The sequence below is a fragment of the Pseudomonas imperatae genome (assembly GCF_057128625.1).
In genome coordinates this window covers 180,893-203,175 of sequence record NZ_JBSKHP010000010.1, presented here as the reverse complement: position 1 = coordinate 203,175, position 22,283 = coordinate 180,893, and the positions used below count along the sequence as shown (strand labels likewise).

The 22,283-nt window shown below is 65.5% G+C and carries 15 protein-coding genes; 5 read left to right on the top strand and 10 right to left on the bottom strand.

Translation table 11 applies throughout. From position 1 onward, the window contains the following. On the bottom strand, nt 1-4,403 hold a 4,403-nt coding region (locus ACWKWX_RS15105; RefSeq protein ID WP_483828209.1), incomplete at its 3' end, for a retention module-containing protein. 573 nt (nt 4,404-4,976) lie between these two features. On the opposite strand from ACWKWX_RS15105, the gene ACWKWX_RS15100 reads away from it, so the two are divergent. From ACWKWX_RS15100 to ACWKWX_RS15090, 3 genes are read left to right on the top strand one after another with little or no spacing between them, the layout of a single operon-like run. After that, nucleotides 4,977-6,332, top strand: coding sequence for a TolC family outer membrane protein (locus ACWKWX_RS15100; RefSeq protein ID WP_473005661.1), 1,356 nt, complete (start codon nt 4,977-4,979; stop codon nt 6,330-6,332). Nucleotides 6,333-6,374: 42 nt separating this feature from the next. Continuing rightward, nucleotides 6,375-8,534: a type I secretion system permease/ATPase gene (locus tag ACWKWX_RS15095; RefSeq protein ID WP_416422979.1), complete on the top strand. Its 2,160-nt coding sequence runs from the start codon at nt 6,375-6,377 to the stop codon at nt 8,532-8,534. Nucleotides 8,535-8,544: 10 nt separating this feature from the next. After that, the gene (locus ACWKWX_RS15090; protein WP_416422978.1) at nt 8,545-9,900 is read left to right on the top strand and encodes an HlyD family type I secretion periplasmic adaptor subunit; all 1,356 of its coding nucleotides are present in this window, start codon (nt 8,545-8,547) and stop codon (nt 9,898-9,900) included. 99 nt (nt 9,901-9,999) lie between these two features. On the opposite strand, the gene ACWKWX_RS15085 is transcribed toward ACWKWX_RS15090, so the two are convergent. After that, nucleotides 10,000-10,962: an NAD(P)H-quinone oxidoreductase gene (locus tag ACWKWX_RS15085; RefSeq protein ID WP_483828208.1), complete on the bottom strand. Its 963-nt coding sequence runs from the start codon at nt 10,960-10,962 to the stop codon at nt 10,000-10,002. Nucleotides 10,963-11,101: 139 nt separating this feature from the next. On the opposite strand from ACWKWX_RS15085, the gene ACWKWX_RS15080 reads away from it, so the two are divergent. Then, on the top strand, nt 11,102-13,183 hold the full coding sequence (locus ACWKWX_RS15080; protein ID WP_416422976.1) for a carboxy terminal-processing peptidase: 2,082 nt from the start codon (nt 11,102-11,104) through the stop codon (nt 13,181-13,183). 170 nt (nt 13,184-13,353) lie between these two features. Next, the gene (locus ACWKWX_RS15075) at nt 13,354-15,186 is read left to right on the top strand and encodes a bifunctional diguanylate cyclase/phosphodiesterase (protein WP_483828207.1); all 1,833 of its coding nucleotides are present in this window, start codon (nt 13,354-13,356) and stop codon (nt 15,184-15,186) included. On the opposite strand, the gene ACWKWX_RS15070 is transcribed toward ACWKWX_RS15075, so the two are convergent. From ACWKWX_RS15070 to nirB, 8 genes are all read right to left on the bottom strand, one after another. Beyond that, complete coding sequence (locus ACWKWX_RS15070; protein ID WP_483828206.1) at nt 15,098-15,571, bottom strand: tetratricopeptide repeat protein; 474 nt, start codon at nt 15,569-15,571, stop codon at nt 15,098-15,100. The two genes, ACWKWX_RS15075 and ACWKWX_RS15070, sit on opposite strands and share 89 nt — an antisense overlap. Next, entirely contained in the window at nt 15,559-15,930 is a 372-nt protein-coding gene (locus ACWKWX_RS15065) for a hypothetical protein (RefSeq protein ID WP_416422974.1), read from the bottom strand. Before ACWKWX_RS15065 ends, ACWKWX_RS15070 begins: the two co-directional genes overlap by 13 nt. Beyond that, a complete protein-coding gene (locus ACWKWX_RS15060; RefSeq protein WP_416422973.1) occupies nt 15,927-16,268 on the bottom strand; it encodes a helix-turn-helix domain-containing protein in 342 nt (113 codons plus the stop codon). The genes ACWKWX_RS15065 and ACWKWX_RS15060 overlap by 4 nt, the downstream gene beginning before the upstream one ends. 104 nt (nt 16,269-16,372) lie before the next feature. Further along, a complete protein-coding gene (locus ACWKWX_RS15055; protein WP_473005657.1) occupies nt 16,373-16,840 on the bottom strand; it encodes a YkvA family protein in 468 nt (155 codons plus the stop codon). Between the two features lie 368 nt (nt 16,841-17,208). Further along, nucleotides 17,209-17,988 carry a BamJ family beta-barrel-assembly machinery protein gene (gene bamJ, locus ACWKWX_RS15050; protein ID WP_416422971.1) on the bottom strand — a complete coding sequence of 260 codons (780 nt, stop codon included), beginning with the start codon at nt 17,986-17,988 and terminating at the stop codon, nt 17,209-17,211. 164 nt (nt 17,989-18,152) lie between these two features. Beyond that, nucleotides 18,153-19,076: a pca operon transcription factor PcaQ gene (pcaQ, locus tag ACWKWX_RS15045; RefSeq protein WP_416422970.1), complete on the bottom strand. Its 924-nt coding sequence runs from the start codon at nt 19,074-19,076 to the stop codon at nt 18,153-18,155. Nucleotides 19,077-19,170: 94 nt separating this feature from the next. Then, the gene (gene nirD / locus ACWKWX_RS15040) at nt 19,171-19,533 is read right to left on the bottom strand and encodes a nitrite reductase small subunit NirD (RefSeq protein ID WP_483828205.1); all 363 of its coding nucleotides are present in this window, start codon (nt 19,531-19,533) and stop codon (nt 19,171-19,173) included. Beyond that, nucleotides 19,533-22,091, bottom strand: coding sequence for a nitrite reductase large subunit NirB (nirB, locus tag ACWKWX_RS15035; RefSeq protein WP_483828204.1), 2,559 nt, complete (start codon nt 22,089-22,091; stop codon nt 19,533-19,535). The genes nirD and nirB overlap by 1 nt, the downstream gene beginning before the upstream one ends. Nucleotides 22,092-22,283 lie beyond the last annotated feature (192 nt).

Sequence of the window (22,283 nt, the reverse complement as noted above, 5' to 3'; positions counted from 1 at the left end):
GGGGCGCTGGTGAGGGTGTAGGTGTAGGTGCCGTCGGCGTTCATGTGAACGACGCCGTACTGGGTCTTCAGGTCGCCGTTGGCATCGGAGCCGTACAGGCTGTAGGTCAGCGCGCCAACACCGCCAGTCACCGAACCGGCAACGGTGCCGCTGGCGGTTTCCGAGGTCCAGTCCGGGTGGCTGCCGGTGGTGTTGCCGGCGGCCAGGTCGTTGCCGTCCTTGGTGGTGTCCAGGGCGGCTTCGAAGACGGTGACGCCGTCGACGTTGGTGGCTTTCAGGTGGGCATCGTCGACCTTGATGGTCAAGGTGGTGGTGCTCAGGTCACCGTCCTTGTCCGCCACGGTGTAGGTGAACACGTCGACGCCGAAGTGGCCGACCGAGTTGGCGTTGGCGTGGTACACGCTGGTGCCGTCGGCGGCGATGACCAGTTCGCCGTACTGGCCCTGGATCACGGTGCCGACGCCGCTGGTGACGGCCTTGCCGTCCAGGCCGCCAGCGCGCACGCCAACCACGCCGGCGAAGCCGTCGGCGCCCGACACGTCGTTCTGCAGCACGTTGCCCTGGGCGGTCTGGCCCTCGGTGATGCGGGCAAAATCTGCGTAAGCCTGGGGCTGGTCGTCGACGATCTTGATGGTCAGCTGGCTGGCCACGTGGTTGCCAACGCTGTCGGTGGTCACCACGGTCAGGGTTTCGGTGGTGCCCAGGCCCGCCACTTGCGGGGCGCTGGTGAGGGTGTAGGTGTAGGTGCCGTCGGCGTTCATGTGAACGACGCCGTACTGGGTCTTCAGGTCGCCATTGGCATCGGAGCCGTACAGGCTGTAGGTCAGTGCGCCAACACCGCCGGTCACGGAGCCGGCGACGGTGCCGCTGGCGGTTTCGGCGGTCCAGTCGGGGTGGCTGCCGGTGGTGGTGCCAGGCGCCAGGTCCTTGCCGTCCTGGTTCAAGTCCAGGGCGGCCTCGAAGACGGTGACACCGTTGACGTTCTTGGCGTGCAGGCCCGAATCGGTGACGTTAATGGTGACGGTGGTGGTGCTGATGTCACCGTCTTTGTCGATGATCGAGTAGGTGAAGGTATCAGTGGCGCCCGCCTTGCCTACCGAGTTGGCATCGGCGTGGTAGATGGCGGTGCCATCGGCCTTGATCAGCAACTCGCCATAGGCGCCCTGGATGACCGTGCCTACGCCGCTGGTCACAGGCGTGGAAACGTCGCTGCCCACGCGCACGCCGATCACGGCGGCAATGCCGTCGGCGCCACCGACGTCATTGGCCAGCACGTTGCCTTGCGCGACAAGGCCCTCGGTGATGGAAACGCTGTCGGGCACTGCCACCGGGGCGTCGTCGACGATCTTGATCGACACCTGGCTTTCAACGTGGTTGCCGACGCTGTCGGTGGTCACCAGGGTGAAGGTGTCGAGGGTGCCGATGCCCGGCACTTGCGGGGCAACGTTGAGGGTATAGGTGTAAGTGCCGTCGGCATTCAGGTGCAGGGTGCCGTACTGGCTGGTGACATTGCCGTTGGCGTCGGAGCCCAGCAGGCTGTAGGTCAACTGACCGACGCCGCCGGTGACGGAACCGGCGACCGTGCCGGTGCCCACTTCGCTGGTCCAGTCCGGGTGGCTGCCGGTGGGCAGTGCCGCTTCGAACACGGTGGCGCCATCGACGTTGGTGGCCTTCAGGCCCGCGTCGGTGACGTTGATGGTGATGGTGGTGGTGCTGATGTCACCGTCTTTGTCGATGATCGAGTAGGTGAAGGTATCGGTGGCGCCCGCCTTGCCTACCGAGTTGGCATCGGCATGGTAGATGGCGGTGCCGTCGGCCTTGATCAGCAACTCGCCATAGGCGCCCTGGATGACCGTGCCTACGCCGTTGGTCACAGGCGTGGAAACGTCGCTGCCCACGCGCACGCCGATCACCGCGGCAATGCCGTCGGCGCCGCCGACGTCATTGGCCAGCACGTTGCCTTGAGCCACAAGCCCCTCGGTAAGGGTGGCGGTATCGGGCACTGCCACCGGCGCGTCATCGACGATCTTGATCGCAACCTGGCTTTCCACCTGGTTGCCGGCGCTGTCGGTGGTCACCAGGGTGAAGGTGTCCAGCGTGCCCACCCCCGACACTTGCGGCGCGACGTTGAGGGTGTAGGTGTAGGTGCCGTCGGCATTCAGGTGCAAGGTGCCGTACTGGCTGGTGACGTTGCCGTTGGCATCGGCGCCCTGCAGGCTGTAGGTCAGTGCGCCAACGCCGCCAGTGACCGAGCCGGCCACGGTGCCGGTGCCCACTTCGCTGGTCCAGTCGGGGTGGCTGCCGGTGGGCAGCGCGGCTTCGAACACAGTGGCGCCATCGACGTTGGTGGCCTTCAGGCCCGCGTCGGTGAGGGTGATGGTGACGGTGGTGGTGCTGACATCACCGTCCTTGTCCACGATCGAATAGGTGAAGGTGTCGGTGACCGAACCGTCGTTGGCCACGTTGGCCTTGGCCTGGTAGCTGCTGGTGCCGTCGGCGTTGATGGTCAGGCTGCCGTACACGCCTTCGATGGCCACGCCCACGCCGCCAGCCACGGGGGTGCTGGTGTTGCTGCCGGCGCGCACGCCTACCACGCCGCCGAAGCCATCGGCCCCGCTGGCGTCGTTGCCCACGACGTTGCCGATGTCGACCTTGACGCCTTCGGTGACCGACGCGGTGTCGGCCACGGCATGGGGCACGTCATCGACGATGGTGGTGGTCAGCTGGGTGGTGGCGGTGCTGCCATCGGTGTCGGTGGCCACCACCTGGAAGGTGTCGGTGAGGGTGTTCGGGCCCTGGACGTCAGGGTGGGTGTCGGCATGGGTCAGGGTGTAGGTGTAGCTGACCACGCCGGTAGTGGGGTTGTAGCTGTTGATGGTCAGCGTGCCCAGCTGGGTGACGATGCTGACCGGCGAGCTGATGCCCACGCCGCCGGTGACCACCGCGACGCCGCCGATGGTCAGGGTCTGCAGGCCATCGGGGGCGGTGACGGTGAACTGGCCATTCTGCGACAGGGCCCCGGCGTTGGGGCTCGAACCGTTGTCCAGGTTGGCTTCGTTGACCGTGGTGTTGAGGCCGCCCACGGTGGGTGCGGTGATGGTCACCGGGTCGTTGATGTTGTTGATGTTGAGCGTCAGCACCGCGGTGCTGGTGTCGCCATCGGCATCGTTGAGGGTGTAGGTGAAGCTGTCGGTGCCGCTGCCACCGCCGTGCAGGTTGTTGAACGCCTGGCCGGCCGCGTTGAGGGTGTAGGTGTAGCTGCCATCGCTGGCCAGCACCAGGGTGCCATAAGTGCCGGTGTAGGTGCCGGCGGTGATCGGGCCGCTGGTGGCGGTGATGGCGATGCGGTCGGCGCCCTGGATGTCGTTGGTCAGCACGTTGCCGGTGAGCACCAGGTGCTGCTCGGTGGCGGGGGTGGTGGGGTTGTCGTTGACTGCCTGGGGCACGTCGTCGACAACGGTCACGGTCACCGAACCGGTGCTGGTGGTGCCGTTGGAGTCAGTGGCGCTGACGCCCAGGTTCTCGCTGACGGTGTTGGCGCCGCCACCGGCTGGCTGGGTATCAGGGCCGGTCAGGGTGTAGCTGTAGCTGACCTGGCCGGTGGTGGGGTTGTAGCCGGTGATGGTAAGGGTGTTGCCCAGGCCGGTGGTGATGGACTGGCCCACGCCGACCACCACGCCGTTGTTGATCACGGTGATGCCGCCTACCACCAGGCTGGTGAGGCCATCGGCGGCGGTGACGGTGAAGCTGCTGCCCTGGGTCAGGGCCGAGGCTTGCGGGTTGGAACCGTCGGCCAGGTTGGCCTCGTCGAGGCTGACGCCGTTGCCCAGGCCAGTGAGGGTGATGCCGTTGTCCACCGCCACCAGCGCCGCGGCGTTGGTGTTGGTAGCGCCCAGCACCTGGGGCGTGGCGAAGTCAGGCACGCCGTTGAAGCCTGCGGTGGGGTAGCCCACCACCGGGTCGACTACGCCGGCGGTCTCGGTGAGCAGCACGAAGCTGTGGCCGCCACCGGCCTCGCCGCCCGCAGCTGGGGTGCCCGCTGCAGCCGGGCCAGCGGCGGTGGCTTCAGCCGCCTGGGTAGGGTCGGCACCGGCGGCGATGGCTTGCTGGATTTTCTGTACGTCGGTCAGCTCGGCCTGGCTGGGCGCGGCGACTTCCTGGGTGGCCACGTGCGGGGCCATGTCGCCCAGCATGTTCTGGTTGAGCGTGACTTCGCTGCCGCGCCCCAGGGTCAGTTCCTTGCCGTTCTGCAGGTGCACCGACACGGCGCCATCGGCGCCCGTGTCCAGCTGCTCGCCGACGAACAGCCGGTCGCCCTGATGCACCGCGCGGCGCGTGCCGTCGGCGCCGATCGCAAATACCTGTCCGATTACCTGACTGACTACACCAATCAACGTGGCCATTGTGCACTCCTCATCTGCCGCTCTGGGCATGGGGTTTTGCAGAAAAAGTGCTATCGGCTTCGCGTGTGGTCGTGGCTGATGAGTCTGCTGAGGGCCCCCAAAGTGGGGGCACTACCCGGCGCTAGAGTTCAGGCCCTACCTAATCCTGGAAAAAGTCTTCCTCATGAACTAAAACTTCAACTAATTCAAAGAGTTTGATGAAAACTTGTACCAGTGAAGTTACAGGATAAACTTTGGCACTGCGGGTGACAATTTTTTGTCGCCATAATTTCTCCTGCTTCCTCCCCTTCGCTACATCCCCGCCCTATGCTGCAAAAATTTGTTGAACTTTTCTTCGCCGCCCGTAACTCTCCGGTTTAACTGGGTCACGCGGGTGGCCTGGAGAGAACAATGTCTCGAAATCAGAACACTGCATAAGTTTTTTTTAGAATAAGAGTTATGCAAAAAAGTTCTTAGATTTCGCTAAGGATGTTCTTAGCTCTCATGTTACAAGCCTGAAACGGATTGGCCCTTATTTTTCGCCATTTTTTTGGCGATTGCTGCACCACTTAAAGACTCAGGGAGATTCACCCCATGCGCGTTTACACCCCCATCTGCAGCGCGGTCTTGATCGCGATGGCCTGCGCCCAAGCCCAAGGCATGACGCTGACAGAGGCGATTCAGAGCACGATCAGCTACCACCCCGAAATCCAGTCGAATCTGAATAACCGCCTGTCCGCAGATGAGGATGAGAAAGTCGCGCGCGGGGGCTACTACCCCACCGTCGACCTGGTGGCCGCGTACGGGCGCGCGCGCACCGACAGCCCCACCACCCGCGCCATCGAGGGCAACAGCCCCGAGAGCCTGAACTACACCCAGTCCGAGCTGCGCCTGCGGCAGATGCTGTTCGACGGCTTCAACACCCCCAACGAAGTGCAGCGCACCAAGGACGTGGTCAACTCGCGCGCGTACTACCTGCGCGGCACCGCCGAGACCCAGGCCCTGCGCGCCATCGAGGTGTACCTGAACGTGCTCAAGCAGCGCGAGCTGGTGACCCTGGCCAAGAACAACCTGCAGGCGCACCTGCGCGTCAACGACCAGATCGGCCTGCGCAGCGAGCGCGGCGTGGGCAGCACCGCCGACGTCGACCAGTCCCGCGCCCGCCGGGCCCTGGCGGAGAACAACCTGTACACTGCCCAGGTCAACCTGGCCGATGCCGAGGCCAACTTCTTCAGCACCGTGGGGCGCATGCCCGACGAGCTGGAAGCCCCGCCCAGCATCCGTGGCGAAGTGCCCGCCGACATCCTCGCCGCGCGCCAGGCCATGCTCGAGAACAACCCCTACCTGAAGTCGGCCCAGGCTGACGTGGCCGCCGCCGAAAGCCAGTACGAAGTGGCCAAGTCGCCGTTCTACCCACGCTTCGATGCAGAGCTGGCGGTGGACGCCAACAACAACATCTCCGGCGAGCAAGGCCGCGACAACGAGTGGCGTGCCGGCGTGGTGATGAACTACAACCTGTTCAAGGGCGGCAGCGACAAGGCCCGCCTGCAGTCCGACGCGCACAAGATCAACCAGGCCATGGACATCCGCAACAACGCCCTGCGCATGCTCAACGAGAACCTGGCGCTGGCCTGGCATGCCATGGACAACGCCCACACCCAGACCCCATACGCGCGTGAATACGCCGAGACCACCACCAAGGTGCGCGCGGCCTACCAGGACCAGTTCGGCCTGGGCCAACGTACCCTGCTCGACCTGCTGGACAGCGAGAACGAGCTGTACACCGCCAACAGCCGCTACACCGAAGTGCGCTACACCGAGGAGTTCTCGATGTACCGCGTGCTCGCCAACATGGGCGTGCTGCTGGAGAAAGAACGCGTGGTACTGCCCAACGAAGCGGTTGCCCAGACGGAAGTGAAGAACGAAGCACGCCTTCCGGACATGAAGTAACGGCACCTTGGGTAACTGCCTTTTGGCTTTGGAGTAACACACGTGACCAGCATGCAACCTGCGGGGCCGGCAACGGACCCGCGCCTGAGTTTCGATGACCCCCTGCTGGACGGTTTGCTGATCCTGTGCAAGCTGCACGGCTGTGCCGTCAGCCGCGCCAGCCTGAGCGCCGGCCTGCCCCTGGCGCAACAGCGCATGAGCCTGGAACTGCTGCCCCGCGCCGCGGCCCGGGCCAGCCTGTCGGCGCGCCTGCTGCGCCGCGAACTGGGCGCCATCTCGGCGCTCAACCTGCCGGTGCTGCTGATGCTCAAGGGCGGCCGCTGCGCCGTGCTACGCCGCCTGGGCGAGGACGGCCGCGCGCTGATCCTGCCCAGCGAGGCCGAAGGCGGCGAGCAATGGGTGAGCCAGGAGGAACTGGCCGCCGAGTACACCGGCGAGGCCCTGTTCGCGCGGCCGCGCCACGAACTGGAAGACCTGCGCCAGCCGCTGATGCCGCGGGTGCATGCCTGGTTTCGCGACACCCTGAAACTGTCGCGCTGGCTGTACAGCGATGCGATCCTGGCCAGCCTGATGATCAACCTGCTGGGCCTGATGGTGCCGCTGTTCGTGATGCAGACCTACGACCGCGTGGTGCCCAACCAGGCCACCTCCACCCTGTGGGTGCTGGCCATCGGCTTGCTGGTGGGCACGCTGTTCGAACTGGTGCTGCGGGTGCTGCGCGCGCACCTGCTGGACACCGCCGGCAAGAAGACCGACCTGATTCTCTCCGCGACCCTGTTCGAGCGCATCACCGGCATGGCCATGAAGGCCAAGCCGGCCACCATCGGTGGTTTCGCCCAGAGCATCCATGACTTCCAGGGCCTGCGTGAATTCCTCACCGCCGTGACCCTGACCAGCATCATCGACCTGCCCTTCGCCGTGCTGATGCTGGCGGTGATCGGCCTGCTGGGTGGCTGGCTGGTGCTGGTGCCCATCGTCGCCTTCCCGCTGACCATCGGCTTCGCCTTGATCATCCAGGCCAAGCTGCGCGACACCGTGCAGAAGAGCCTGGCCCTGGGCGCCGAGCGCCAGGCGCTGCTGATCGAAACCCTCAGCGGCCTGGAAAGCATCAAGGCCTGCAGCGCCGAGAGCGAGCGCCAGTACCAGTGGGAATCCACCCACGGCGCCCTCACCCGCCTGGACAGCCACGCCCGCAACCTGGCGGCGCTGGCCACCAACGGCACGCTGTTCATCCAGCAGTTCGCCGGCATGGCAGTGATCGTCGCCGGCGTGTACACCATCATCGCCGGCAACCTCAGTGTCGGCGCCCTGGTGGCCAGCTACATGCTCAGCAGCCGCGTGCTGGCGCCCCTGGGCCAGATCGCCGGGCTGATCACTCGCTACCAGCAGGCGCAGCTGACCATGGTCAGCACCGACGCGCTGATGGCCCTGCCCCAGGAGCGCGACCCACGCCAGCGCCCGCTGGAACGCACGCAACTGCAGGGCGCCCTGGCGGTCAGCCAGGTGACCTTCCGCTACGCCAACCAGAACGCCCCGGCGCTGGGCAACGTCAGCTTCAGCATGCGCGCCGGCGAGCGCATCGGCATCATCGGCCGCAGCGGCTCGGGCAAGAGCACCCTGGCGCGGCTGGTGATGGGCTTCTACGAACCCGAGGAAGGCCAGATTCTGCTCGACAACCTCGACCTGCGGCAATTGGACGTGGCCGACCTGCGCCAGCAGATCGGCTATGTGGCCCACGACCTGCCGCTGCTGGCCGGCAGCCTGCGCGACAACCTGACCATGGGCGCCCGCTACGTCAGCGACGCGCGCATGCTGGAAGTAGCCGAGATGACCGGCGTCACCGAGCTGGCCCGCCAGCACCCGCAAGGTTTCGACCGCCCGGTGGGCGAGCGCGGCCAGCTGCTCAGCGGTGGCCAGCGCCAGGCCGTGCTGCTGGCGCGCTCGCTGCTGCTGGACCCGCCGATCATGGTGCTCGACGAGCCCACCAGCCACATGGACAACGCCAGCGAGGACGCCCTGCGCCTGCGCCTGCACAACTGGGTGGGCGGCAAGACGCTGCTGCTGGTCACCCACCGCACCTCCATGCTCAGCCTGGTTGACCGCCTGGTGGTGCTGGACAACGGCCGCATCGTCGCCGACGGGCCGAAGGACGCGGTGATCGAAGCCCTGCGCAAAGGCCGCGTCGGCCAGACGCCTGTTTAGGAGGGTATTGATGTCAGCTTCCCAAGGCCTGCGCGGCTATTTCAGCAGCTTCGGCAAGACCGCCGAGAGCGAGTTCATGCCCGAGCTTGCCAGCGCGGCGCTGCAAGATTCACCCCGGCTCACGCGCATCACCGTGTGGCTGTGCGCCGCCCTGCTGCTGGCGGCGTTGATCTGGGCCAAGTTCGCCGTACTGCAGGAAGTCACCATGGGCGAAGGCAAGGCCATTCCGTCCAGCAAGGTGCAGGTCATCCAGAACCTGGAGGGCGGCATCGTCACCGAGATCTACGTGCGCGAAGGCCAGGTGGTGAACAAGGGCGACACCCTGCTGCGCCTGGACGACACGCGCTTCCTGTCCAACAAGGGCGAGAGCGAGGCCGACCGCTACGCGCTGATGGCCCAGGTCGAACGGCTGTCCGCCGAGGCCGATGGCAAGCCGTTCGTGGTCTCCGATGAGGTGCGCAAAAAGGCCCCGCAAGTGGCCGAGGACGAGATGGGCCTGTACCAGTCGCGCCAGCGCCGCCTGGCCAGCGAACAACAGACCCTCAGCGAACAACTGCGGCAGAAGACCCAGGAACTGGCGGAGTTCCGCTCCAAGCAGGACCAATACCGCTCAAGCCTGGGCCTGCTGCAGCAGGAACTGAACATGTCGACGCCACTGGTGGGCACCGGGGCTATCTCGCCGGTGGAAATCCTGCGGCTCAAGCGCAGCGCGGTGGAAGCCCGCGGGCAGATGGACGCCACCACCCTGGCGATTCCCCGGGCGGAAGCGGCGATCAACGAGATCAAGAGCAAGATGAACGAGTCGAACCAGCAGTTCCGCTCCGACGCCTCCAAGGACCTCAACGCCAAGCGCACCGACCTGTCGAAAATCACCGCCACCAGCATCGCCATCGACGACCGCGTCAGCCGCACCACGGTGGTGTCGCCGGTGCGCGGCATCATCAAGACGCTGAAGGTCAACACCATCGGCGGCGTGGTGCAGCCGGGCAGCGACATGGTCGAGATTGTGCCGCTGGAAGACAACCTGCTGATCGAGGCCAAGGTGCGGCCCCAGGACGTGGCGTTCCTGCACCCCGGCCAGCCGGCCATGGTCAAGTTCAGCGCCTATGACTACACCATCTACGGCGGCCTGAAGGCCAAGCTGGAACTGATCAGCGCCGACACCATCACCGACGACAAGGGCAACAGCTTCTACCTGATTCAAGTGCGCACCGACGCCAACCACCTGGGGGGCGACGCCAAGCCGCTGGTAATCATCCCGGGGATGACGGCGACGGTGGACATCATCACCGGCGAGAAGAGCGTGCTCGATTACCTGCTCAAGCCAGTGCTGAAGGCGCGCACGGAGGCGTTGCGCGAACGTTGAGGGGACCTGGACGCGGCCTGCGGCCGCTGCTACGTGAATGCGTATACGCCATAAATCGGATCTGCGTAGCAGCGGCCGCAGGCCGCGTCCAATGCCACCTCACACCAAGGACGGATCGACGATCAACACCACCTTGCCCGACACCTGGTTGCTGGCCAACTCGGCGAACGCCGCCTCGGCATCACGCACCGGGAAGGTCCGCGCCACCTGTGGCTTCAAGCGCCCTTCCTCGAACAGCGGCCACACGTGTTGACCCAGGTCGCTGAGCAAATCCGCCTTGAACTGGTCGCTGCGGCTGCGCAGGGTCGAGCCGAGCATCTGCACGCGCTTGCCCAGCACCTTGCCCAGGTCGATGTTGGCCTTGGTGCCGCCCATCAGGCCGATCAGCACCCAGCGCGCGTCCACCGCCGCCACCTTCAGGTTCAGGTCGGCGTAATTGGCGCCCACCGGATCCAGGATCACATCGAACGGACCGAAGTCGCTCAGCGCGTCCAGGCCATCGCCACGCACCACGCCGCCCTGGGCGCCCAGCGCCTCGCAGTAGGCCAGGCGCTCGGCCGAGCCGACGCTGACCCAGGTGGGGTTGCCGAACGCCTTGCACAGCTGGATGGCCGCCGAGCCGATGCCGCTGGCACCGGCGTGCAGCAGCACCTTTTCACCGGGCTTGAGCGCGGCCAACTGGAACAGGTTCAGCCACACCGTGGCGTACACCTCGGGAATGGCCGCCGCCTCGATCAGCGACAGGCCCGCCGGCACCGGCAGCACGTGACGGCCGTCGACCACCACTTCCTCGGCCATGCCGCCACCGGCCAGCAGCGTGCACACCCGGTCGCCCACCTTCCAGGACGAGCCGGGGCCCACTTCGCTGATCACGCCGGCGCATTCCAGGCCCAGCACCTGGCTGGCACCCGGCGGTGGCGGATAGAGGCCGGCACGCTGCAACAGGTCGGCACGATTGAGGCCGGCGGCAGCTGTCTGAATTTTCACTTGACCCACGTCGCAAACCGCGCTCGGATGGTCTACCCACTCCACATGTCCTTCAACGCCTTGCAATGCCTTCACAGTGCCTCCATAGTTGACTCATGACTGAGCCCGGTGCCTAGGCGCCGGGCTTGTTGCATTATGCGACCGGTTTCAATGAAACCGGCGAATTCAAAGACGGCCTAATATGCGTGATCAATTGTCCCCACGTCGAATCAGCATGAAGCATCTACTGCCCAGCTCCGCCCTTGCACTGTGCATCGGCCTCGGCGCTCTGTCGATGTCCGCCCGCACCTTCGCAGCCAACAGCTGGGATAACCTTCAGCCTGACCGTGACGAGGTGATCGCCAGCCTCAACATCGTCGAGCTGCTCAAGCGCCATCACTACAGCAAGCCGCCGCTGGACGACAAGCGTTCGGTGATCATCTACGACAGCTACCTCAAGCTGCTGGATCCATCGCGCAGCTACTTCCTGGCCAGCGACATCACCGAGTTCGACAAGTGGAAGACGCAGTTCGACGACTTCCTCAAGAGCGGTGACCTGGACCCAGGCTTCACCATCTACAAGCGCTACCTTGACCGGGTGAAATCGCGCCTGGACTTCGCCCTGGCCGAACTGGGCAAAGGCGTCGACAAGATGGACTTCACCGGCCACGAGACCCTGGCCGTGGACCGCAAGGACGCCCCGTGGATCACCACCGAGGCGGACCTGGACAACCTGTGGCGCAAGCGCGTGATGGACGAAGTCCTGCGCATGAAGATCGCCGGCAAGGACAACAAGCAGATCCAGGACACCCTGACCAAGCGCTACAAGAACCAGCTGGCGCGCCTGGACCAGACCCGCAGCGAGGACATCTTCCAGGCGTACATCAACACCTTCGCCCAGTCGTATGACCCGCACACCAACTACCTGTCGCCCGACAGCGCGGAAAACTTCGATATCAACATGAGCCTGTCGCTCGAAGGTATCGGCGCCGTGCTGCAAAGCGACAACGACCAGGTCAAGGTAGTGCGCCTGGTGCCTGCCGGCCCGGCCGACAAGACCAAGCAGATCGCCCCATCCGACAAGATCATCGGCGTCGCCCAGGGCGACAAGGAAATGGTCGACGTGGTGGGCTGGCGCCTCGACGAAGTGGTCAAGCTGATCCGCGGCGCCAAGGGCTCCGTGGTGCGCCTGGAAGTGATCCCGCACACCAATGCGCCGAACGACCAGACCAGCAAGATCGTTTCCATCACCCGTGAAGCGGTGAAACTCGAAGAGCAGGCGGCGAAGAAATCCATCCTGCACCTCACCGAGAACGGCAAGGAATACAAGCTGGGCGTCATCGACATCCCGGCCTTCTACCTCGACTTCAAGGCCTTCCGCGCCGGCGACCCGGACTACAAGTCCACCACCCGCGACGTGAAGAAACTGCTGACCGAGCTGCAGAAAGAGAACGTCGACGGCGTGGTCATCGACCTGCGCAACAACGGCGGCGGCTCGCTGCAGGAAGCCACCGAACTGACCAGCCTGTTCATCGAGAAAGGGCCAACGGTGCTGGTGCGTAATGCCGACGGCCGAGTCGACGTGCTGGAAGACGAGAACCCGGGCGCCTTCTACAAAGGCCCGATGGCCTTGCTGGTGAACCGCCTGTCGGCCTCGGCCTCGGAGATCTTCGCCGGCGCCATGCAGGACTACCACCGTGCGTTGATCGTCGGCGGCCAGACCTTCGGCAAGGGCACCGTGCAGACCATCCAGCCGCTGAACCATGGCGAACTGAAGCTGACCCTGGCCAAGTTCTACCGTGTCTCCGGCCAGAGCACCCAGCACCAGGGCGTACTGCCTGACGTGGCCTTCCCGTCGATCATCGACACCAAGGAAATTGGCGAGAGCGCCCTGCCCGAGGCCATGCCGTGGGACACCATCCGTCCTTCGATCAAGCCTGCGGTCGACCCGTTCAAGCCGTTCATTGCCCAGCTGAAAGCTGACCACGACGCGCGCACCGACAAGGACGCCGAGTTCATCTACATTCGCGACCGCCTGGCGCTGGCCGAGAAGCTGATGAGCGAGAAGACCGTCAGCCTCAACGAAGCCGACCGCCGTGCCCAGCACGCCGACATCGAAGCCAAGCAGCTGGCGCTGGAAAACGCCCGTCGCAAGGCCAAGGGCGAGGCACCGCTGAAGGAAATGAAGAAGGAAGACGAGGACGCCCTGGCGGCCGAGCCGGACAAGACCAAGCCTGAGGACGACGCCTACCTGGCCGAGACCGGTCGCATCCTGCTGGACTACCTGAAGCTGAACTCGACGGTTGCCAAGCATTGATGAAATGATGGCCAATTGTCATCAAATGGTCATCCAGCTGTCGTGAAATAAGGGGCTGGGCACTGTAAGAGGTGCCCAGCCTTTTTTGTGGGAGCTGGCTCGCCAGCGAGCTTTTAATTGCCCCCTCAAAAGCTCGCTGGCAAGCCAGCTCCCACAAGGTTGCAATATTCATGACCATCACCGAACAGCTGGGCGCATTGGCCACCATCCTGGCCCAGGGCAACCTGCACACCCTGTTCCAGCCCATCGTCTCGCTGTCGGAGCGGCGTATCCTGGGGTATGAGGCGCTCAGCCGCGGGCCGTCGAACAGCGCCCTGCACTCGCCCATCAACCTGTTCGCCGTGGCGCGCCAGGCCGGGCGCCTCAGCGAGCTGGAGATCGCCTGCCGGGAAACCGCCTGCCGGCGCTTCAGCGAGCAGAAGCTGGCGGGCAAGCTGTTCCTCAACGTGTCGCCCGAGTCGCTGCTCGAACCCAGCCACCAGCCTGGCATGACCCTCAAGCTGCTGCAGGCCCACGGCATCCCGCCCAGCGACGTGGTCATCGAGCTGACCGAGCAGACCCCCACCGACGATTTCCAGCTGCTGTACAACGCCCTGCACCACTACCGCGCCATGGGCTTTTCGATTGCCCTGGACGACCTGGGCGCCGGCTATTCGAGCCTGCGCCTGTGGTCGGAACTGCGCCCCGACTACGTGAAGATCGACCGGCACTTCATCGACGGCATCCACCAGGACGCGCTCAAGCGCGAGTTCGTCGGCTCCATCCTGCAGATCGCCAAGGCCTCGCGCGCCCAGGTGATCGCCGAGGGCATCGAGCTGCCCGAGGAGCTGACCGTGCTGGCGGAGATGGGCGTGGACCTGGTGCAGGGCTACCTGCTGGCCCGCCCCCAGGAACATCCGCCCCACGACGCGCGGGTTTTGCTGCCGAAGCTGGACAGCACCCTGATGCCCCTGGCCGATGAAGGCAGCGACCTCAGCGCGCTGCTGATCGAACAGCTGGCGGTGCAGCAGGACATGCCTACCGCCGCGGTGCTGGAGGCGTTTCGCAGCCAGGCCAACCTCAACAGCCTGGCGGTGCTGGACGCCCAGCAGCAGCCCTGCGGCATCGTCCACCGGCACTCGTTGTCCGAGGCGCTGCTCAAGCCCTACGCCACCGAACTGTTCGCGCGCAAACCCATCAGCCGGCTGATGAGCGAGGACTTCCTGGCGGTGGAGGTCAGCCAGTCACTTCAGCAGGTCAGCCGCCTGCTCACCAGCCGCGCCCGGCAACGCATGGAAGAAGATTTCATCATTACCCTGGACGGCCGCTACCTGGGCCTGGGGCGGGTGATCGACGTGCTCAAGCTGATCACCGAAATGAAGATCCAGCAGGCCCGCCACGCCAACCCGCTGACCCTGCTGCCGGGCAACGTGCCGATCCAGCAGTGCCTGACCCGGGTGCTGCAGCAGGGCCGCGAGGCGGCCATCTGCTACGTGGACATCGACAGCTTCAAGCCCTTCAACGACATCTACGGCTACGGCCGTGGCGACGAGGTGTTGCTGTGCCTGGCCCAGTGCCTGAACGAGCGCGTGGACCCGGCGCGCGACTTCGTCGGGCACATAGGCGGCGATGATTTCATGTTGGTGCTGAACTCGCCCGACTGGCGCAAACGATTGAACCAGCTGCTGGAGGACTTCCAGGCCCAGTGCCGGCGTTTCTACCGCGCCGAGCACCTGGAGGAAGGCTGTTTCGTGGCCCACAACCGCCAGGGCCAGCGGCAGGAGTTCGCGCTGCTGTCACTGTCCATCGGCGTGGTGCATTTGCACCCTGAAGCCTGCGCCGACCTGGATGCCAGCCTGCTGGCCGAGCTGGCGTCCCAGGCCAAGCACCAGGCCAAGGTGGTGCCCGGCTACAGTATCCAAGTGCTGGACACCCTCAGCCCCGAGGTGCTTCGTAGCGCGCCGCCTGCTCAGGGTCTGGCGCCAGCCCCGGGCCACCCTGGCGGTACAGCTGCGCCAACTTGAACGCCGCCAGCGGGTGACCGCCGGCCAGGGCCATTTCCCACCAGTGCACCGCGGCTACCCCATCCGGGGCGCTGCGCAAGGTGCCCGCCAGGCTGATCACGCCCATCTGGTACGCCGCCCGCGCGTCGCCGCGTTCGGCCGCCAGGCGCAGCAGGCGCTGGCCCTCGTCGCGGGCCGCCAGGCCCTTGCCACGGAACATCAGGATATGGCCGTAGAAGCCCATGGCGTTGACGTCGCCCAGGTTGGCCATGCGCGAGAATTGCCCTTCCAGCCACGCCCAGCCTTGGGGCTGGCGCACGAACCAGGGCCAGTGAAACAGTTGGCGTGCCACCCAGTAGCTGATCCGCGCGCGGAGCAGCCACAGCGTCTTGTTCACGATGTGCATTCTTCCGGGTAGCTGAATTCGAACACCCGCACCACTTCCGAGGCGTGCCAGGAGGCGGCGGCAACACCATCGGACGGCCCGGAAAAACGCCCCAGGCGCTCCACGCATTCGAAGAACCCGGTGCGCGGCAGGCGGCTGGCACCCTGGCTGATCACCAGCGAGCTGCGCAACGGCTGCTCGGCGCGGGCGTCGATCACGGCCAGGTACTCAAGGGCAGCGGTCAGCGTCTGCATGGCCGGGCTGGGCAGTTGCAGGCGCTCAAGCAAGGCGCGGTAGGTCAGCAGGTGGCGCTGGCGGCGGGCATGGTCCAGCTCGTTCAGCAGGCCATCCCACTGCTGGCGGCTGATGCGCACGCTCACGTCGGCTCTCCCCAGCCGGGAACCCCCAGCTCCCACGCCAGGCTTCGTCGAATGGCGGCGTCGGGTTCGCGCTGGCCAGACTCGATCATGGCCAGGTAGGACGGGCTGATGCCCACGGTGCGCGCCAACTGGTCCAGGGCCAGGCCCTTGGCTTCACGCAGCTCGCCCAGGCGCGAAAACGCCGGCGCAGCCTGCTCGGCTACCTGCGGCGCTGGCGCCTCGACGCTGGGCGCCGGGGCAACGGGTTGCCCGGCGGCGGCCAGCAACGCCTGGTATTGCTCCCACGGCAGCACGGCATATTCCGGCTTGCCATCGCGACTGATGACCTGAACACCCATTACAACCCCCTGTAGGATCACCATATGTAATCTGTAGGCATAATCCTTATGCCAAATATAGTAACAGCAGCAGGGTCGTAACGGGATTTTCTATTTCAACTTGCTTACATAGTCGGTTTTTCGCCGCTGTTGTGTTCAAGTTGCAAGGCGCGCGGGCTGGCCGGCAGGCGTTCCACCACCCGCAGCTTCTCGGGGCGCAGGCTGTCGCGCCAGGCCTTGAAGGCGGCCAGTTCCTTCTCCAGGCTGTTGACCACCCAGGCCAGCACCGCGATGTCGTCGAGCAGGCCGATGCCCGGTATCCAGTCAGGGATGGCGTCGATGGGGCTGACGAAGTACAGCAGGCCGGCGACGATCATCACCAGCGAGCGCGGGTTGATGGCGCGGTACTCGCCGCGCCAGTAGGCCAGGCACAGCTCCTGCAACAGCCGTACGTTGGCCTTCAACTCGCTGAAACGCCCTGCCGTGCCCTGGCTCTTGCGCACCACGGCGAAGATCAGGGCCGGCAGTTTGCCGCGGTTGAGCAGGCGCTCGGCCAAGGGCAGGAAACGGGCAAAACTCCAGGGTGCTTTCATCGCCCCTCCGGGGGAAACAGGGTGGCAGGGTTATCCACAGTTATTGTGGATAACCTTGTGAACAGCGGCCGTTTTAATGGCGCAAAGCCAGGTTTTTCAAGGCTTGCGCTTAGATCGGGCGTTTTTTACACACTTTGAGACGTTGAGGTAAATCGTTTGCGCCTGGCACCTTCTTGAGACTGTTCAGCCATCCAGCAGGTTCAATCCTACCGTAGCCGCTGCCGTAGGCTGCGCTGGCCAGCGTGTGCCCCGTGAATCTTCAGCGAGGCAGAAGGCCAGCGCAGCCTACGGCAGCGGCTACGGTGACGAGTGCGCGGGCAAAAAAAAACGCCCCGCAAGGCGGGGCGTTTTTCGGGCAGGGCTGCGAATTACTTCGAAGCAGCCTTGTCGGCCTTGTCGCCATCAGCAGCGTCAGCCTTGTCGGCGTCAGCGGCGGCAGGCGCCTGGTCGGCCTTGGCCGGATCCTTGATGGCCAGCAGTTCCAGGTCGAATACCAGCACCGAGTTGGCCGGGATTTTCGGGCTTGGGCTCTGGGCACCGTAGGCCAGGTCAGCCGGGATGAACAGCTTGATCTTCTCGCCAACGTGCATCAGTTGCAGGCCTTCGACCCAACCAGGGATCACGCCACTCACTGGCAGGTCGATTGGGCTACCACGCTCGATGGAGCTGTCGAAGACGGTGCCGTCGGTCAGCTTGCCTTCGTAGTGGACAGTCACGACATCAGTCGGCTTGGGCTGTGGGCCGTCGGCTTTCTTGATGATCTGGTACTGCAGGCCGGAAGCGGTAGTGACCACGCCTTCCTTCTTGCCGTTCTCTTCGAGGAATTTCTTGCCGGTCGCTTCAGCTTCGGCGTTCATCTTGGTCATGCGCTCTTCGGCACGCTTCTGCAGCGCAGCGAAGGCTTCGACCAGTTCGTCGTCCTTGAGCTTCTGGGGTTTCTTGCCGACAGCATCTTCGATGCCTTGGGCGACGGCCTTGGAGTCCAGATCGTCCATGCCTTCCTGTGCCAGGCTCTTGCCCATGTTCAGGCCGATGCCGTAGGAAGCTTTCTGCGCCGGGGTTTTCAGTTCCACGCTGGAATGATTGTCGCAACCTGCGAGTACCAGAGTGACCAAGGCAACCGCCGCCGCCAACCGATGCTGTTTCATGCTATTTCCTTGTTCATGCGCCAAATGGGCAATCGAGTAAAGCCGCGAGCTTATCAGGCGGCCACGACCAATGGCTACCGGCATGAGAGCCGGAAAATACAGATAAGTTCAGGTGTTTAAAGGGTTTCATCTGAATGATGGCAAACCTTACCAAAATCTTACATTCAGGCTTCGCGATAACTGGCCGCCACCTCGCGCACCACATCGCACAGCCATTGCGCCGGCAGCGACAGCGCCAGCGAGGCGTTGCTGCAGATGCCCACCGAGCCGCCGGGCTCGCGCACGCCCAGGTCCAGCTCGAACAGTTCGCCCTGGCGGATGTCCAGCAGCACTGCGTCGCGCGGGGCCACCCAGATGGCGTCGCTGCTGAGCACGTAGCGGCGGCTGAGGGTCGGCGACAGGGTTTCCAGGCGCTGGGCAGCCGGCTCGATGGCGCACTGCACGAACAGGCTGTCGGCGTGCTTGCGGATGGTGGTGCCGGCCAGCGGCAGCACCAGCGGGTAGCGGTTGACCTTGCCGCGGTCGGTGGGCACCTCGCCCAGCAGCGGGTGGCCGGGGCGCACCACCAGGGTCATGGCCTCGCTGTACAGGTGCTCGAACATCAGGCCCTGGATTTGCGGGTTGTCGGTCATGCGCCCGATCACCAGGTCCAGCTCACCCACGTGCAGCTGCGCCAGCAGGTGCGCGCCGGGGCCGGTGGCCACGCTGACCACCAGGGCGGCGTGGCGCTCGTTGAGGCGGCACAACACCTCGGGCATCAACCGGCTTTCCACGGTGGACAGCACGCCCACCTTCACCTGCGGCGCCTCGTGCTGCTCGCTGCGCAAGGTGCTCACGCCGTCGCGCAGGGCCTGCACACAGGGCGCGGCGTAGCGCATGAAGCGCACGCCGGCGGGGGTCAGCTCGACGCCGCTCTTGTCGCGGTCGAACAGGCGGGTCTGCAGCAGGTCTTCCAGCTCCTTGAGGGTCTTGGAGATGGCCGGCTGGCTGATGGCAACGGCGTCGGCGGCCTTGGCGAAACTGCCCTGGCGGGCGATTTCGAGAAAGCACAGCAGGTGGCGGAATTTGATGCGGGTGTCGAGGTTCATGGCGACGATGTTACACCGCTCTTGTGGGAGCTGGCTTGCCAGCGAGCTTTGGGGGGCAACAAAAAGCTCGCTGGCAAGCCAGCTCCCACATATATCACGCGGCTATCTGGACTTCATCACCCACCAGCCGCACGGGCCAGGTACGCAAGCGCTCGCCGGGTTCTTCCAGGCAATGGCCGTCCGCCAGGGCGTAATGCTGCTTGTACAGCGGCGCCGCCACCACCAACTGGCCCTTGAGCTGGCCGACGATGCCGCGGCCGATCACGTTGGCGCCCGAGCGCGGGTCGTGGTTGTCGATGGCGTGCAGCACCTGGCCATCCGGGGCATCGGGCAGGTAGAACAGCGCCACCTGGGCGCCGTCCAGCCATACCACCACGCCGCTGTTGGCCACCAGGTCGCGGCGCTGGCACACCGGCCGCCAGGCCTGGGCTTGCACAGCTTGATGGGCGTTGTTCATCACAGGGCCTCCTCGGCGAGCGGGATCAGTTTCAGTTCATGGTGGGTGGCGGGCCGGCGCTGGCCGCGCTCCTTGACGAAGTGCACGCCGGGGTCGTCGCGGCGGTCGTTGACGAAGGTGCGGAAGCGCTTGAGCTTCTCCGGGTCTTTCAGGGCGTTGGCCCACTCGCATTCGTAGCGGTCGACCACGTGCTGCATCTGCGCTTCCAGCTCGGCGCCCAGGCCCAGGCTGTCGTCGATGATCACCTGCTTGAGGTAGTCCAGGCCGCCTTCCAGGCTCTCGCGCCACACCGAGGTGCGCTGCAGCTTGTCGGCGGTGCGGATGTAGAACATCAGGAAGCGGTCGATGTAGCGGATCAGCGTGGCGTCGTCCAGGTCAGTGGCGAACAGCTCGGCGTGGCGCGGGCGCATGCCGCCGTTGCCGCTGATGTACAGGTTCCAGCCCTTCTCGGTGGCGATCACGCCCACATCCTTGCTCTGCGCCTCGGCGCACTCGCGGGTGCAGCCCGACACCGCGAACTTGAGCTTGTGCGGCGAGCGCAGGCCCTTGTAGCGGTCCTCGATGAACAGCGCCATCTTCACGCTGTCCTGCACGCCGTAGCGGCACCAGGTGCTGCCCACGCAGCTTTTCACCGTGCGCGTGCTCTTGCCGTAGGCGTGGCCGGTCTCGAAGCCGGCGTCGATCAGCTCGCCCCAGATGTCGGGCAATTGGTGCAGCTGGGCGCCGAACAGGTCGATGCGCTGGCCGCCGGTGATCTTGGTGTACAGGTCGTATTTCTTCGCCACCGCGCCGATGGCGATCAGCTTGTCCGGGGTGATCTCGCCCCCGGGAATGCGTGGCACCACCGAGTAGGTGCCGTTCTTCTGCATGTTGGCCATGAAGGTGTCGTTGGTGTCCTGCAGCGGCGCCAGCGACGGGTCCATGATCGGCTGGTTCCAGCACGAGGCGAGGATGTTGCCGACGGTGGGCTTGCAGATATCGCAGCCCACGTGGCCACGGCCGTGACGGGCCAGCAGTTCCTCGAAGCTGTGGATATCGCCCACCCGCGCCAGCGCATACAGTTCCTGGCGGGTGTAGGCGAAGTGCTCGCATAGGCTCTTGTCCACAGCCACGCCGCGGGCGATCAGCTCGTGCTCGAACACCTGCTTGAGCAGCGCCGCACAGCCGCCGCAACCGGTGCAAGCCTTGGTCTGCGCCTTCAGGCTGGGCAGGTCGCCGCAGCCGCTGTCGATGGCCGCGCACACCGCGCCCTTGGTCACGTTGTGGCAGGAACACAGGGTAGCGCCGTCGGGCAAGGCATCGGCGCCCAGGGCCGGGGCGCCGTCGCTTAGCGGCAGGATCAGGCTGGACGGATCCTTGGGCAGGGCGATGCCGTTCTGCACGTACTGCAGCAGCGTGTCGTAGTAGCTGTTGTCGCCCACCAGCACGGCGCCGATGACCTTGCTGCCGCACGGCGACACCACCAGGCGCCGGTAGCTGGCGTTGGCCTCGTCGATGAAGCGGTAGCTTTTCGCACCCGGCGTGGCGGCGTGGGCGTCGCCGATGGAGCCCACGTCCACGCCCAGCAGCTTGAGCTTGGTGGACATGTCGGCGCCGCTGAAGGTGGCCTCGCCCTGCCCCGCCAGCAGCGCCGCGACGTTGCGCGCCATGCTGTAGCCAGGCGCCACCAGGCCGAACACGCTGCCGTTCCAGGACGCGCATTCGCCGATGGCGAAGATCGCCGGGTCGCTGGTGCGGCAATGCTCATCCACGACCACGCCGCCACGCGCAGCAACGTCAAGGCCGGCGCCGCGCCCCAGGGCGTCCTGGGGGCGGATGCCGGCGGAGAACACCACCAGGTCGGTTTCCAGGAACTCGCCACCGTCGAAGTTCATGCGGTAGCGATAGGCCTCGCCGGCGACGATGGCCTGGGTGGCACGGGACACGTGCACGCCTACGCCCAACGCCTCGATCTGCGCGCGCAGCGCGGCGCCGCCGTCGCTGTCCAGTTGCACCGGCATCAGCCGCGGGGCGAACTCCACCACGTGGGCTTCCAGGCCCAGGGACTTCAGCGCGTTGGCCGCCTCCAGGCCCAGCAGGCCGCCCCCCACCACCACGCCACGGCGGGCAGTGCTGGCGGCCTGGCGGATGGCGTCGAGGTCGTCGAGGGTGCGGTACACCAGCCGCGCGTCGCCTTCGGAGCCGGCAATGGGCGGCACGAACGGGTAGGAACCGGTGGCCAGCACCAGTTGGTCGTAGGCATAGCGGCCTTGGGCGGTGACCACCTGGCGGTTGGCCCGGTCGATCTCCAGCACCGCTTCGTCCAGGTGCAGCTGCACGCCGTGGTCGGCGTACAGGGTGGCATCGCCCAGGGCCAGCGCCTCGGCGTCCTTGCCGCCGAAGTACTCGGACAGGTGCACGCGGTCGTAGGCGCGCTGGCGCTCTTCGCCGAACACCCGCACCTGGAGCTGCGCCAGGGCCCCGCGCTCAATCAGTTGCTCGACACAGTGGTGGCCGACCATGCCGTTGCCGACGATGATCAGTTGCGGGCGCGGCTTGAGCGTCATGAATGCGTTCATGCAGGTTTTCCTCGAACAAAAAAAGGCGCCTGGAGCCGTTAAGCTCCAGGCGCCTTTGCCTGGTATCTGTGTGGGGTGCCCCTGGGTGCGATCGCCGTTGAACGCGGGTGGGCTGATAGTATCGAAGCAGGTTGCATGCCAACACGGGATTTACCCGTAGCCGCTGCCGCCAGGCTGCGCTGGCCCTTGCGT

Excerpts from the sequence above, each read along its gene's own strand:
- ACWKWX_RS15070 (WP_483828206.1), bottom strand. The coding sequence starts at position 15,571 with ATGCACATCGTGAACAAGACGCTGTGGCTGCTCCGCGCGCGGATCAGC.
- nirB (WP_483828204.1), bottom strand. The coding sequence starts at position 22,091 with ATGAACGCATTCATGACGCTCAAGCCGCGCCCGCAACTGATCATCGTC.
- ACWKWX_RS15060 (WP_416422973.1), bottom strand. The coding sequence starts at position 16,268 with ATGGGTGTTCAGGTCATCAGTCGCGATGGCAAGCCGGAATATGCCGTG.
- ACWKWX_RS15080 (WP_416422976.1), top strand. The coding sequence starts at position 11,102 with ATGAAGCATCTACTGCCCAGCTCCGCCCTTGCACTGTGCATCGGCCTC.
- ACWKWX_RS15100 (WP_473005661.1), top strand. The coding sequence starts at position 4,977 with ATGCGCGTTTACACCCCCATCTGCAGCGCGGTCTTGATCGCGATGGCC.
- ACWKWX_RS15075 (WP_483828207.1), top strand. The coding sequence starts at position 13,354 with ATGACCATCACCGAACAGCTGGGCGCATTGGCCACCATCCTGGCCCAG.
- pcaQ (WP_416422970.1), bottom strand. The coding sequence starts at position 19,076 with ATGAACCTCGACACCCGCATCAAATTCCGCCACCTGCTGTGCTTTCTC.
- ACWKWX_RS15090 (WP_416422978.1), top strand. The coding sequence starts at position 8,545 with ATGTCAGCTTCCCAAGGCCTGCGCGGCTATTTCAGCAGCTTCGGCAAG.
- ACWKWX_RS15055 (WP_473005657.1), bottom strand. The coding sequence starts at position 16,840 with ATGAAAGCACCCTGGAGTTTTGCCCGTTTCCTGCCCTTGGCCGAGCGC.
- nirD (WP_483828205.1), bottom strand. The coding sequence starts at position 19,533 with ATGAACAACGCCCATCAAGCTGTGCAAGCCCAGGCCTGGCGGCCGGTG.
- bamJ (WP_416422971.1), bottom strand. The coding sequence starts at position 17,988 with ATGAAACAGCATCGGTTGGCGGCGGCGGTTGCCTTGGTCACTCTGGTA.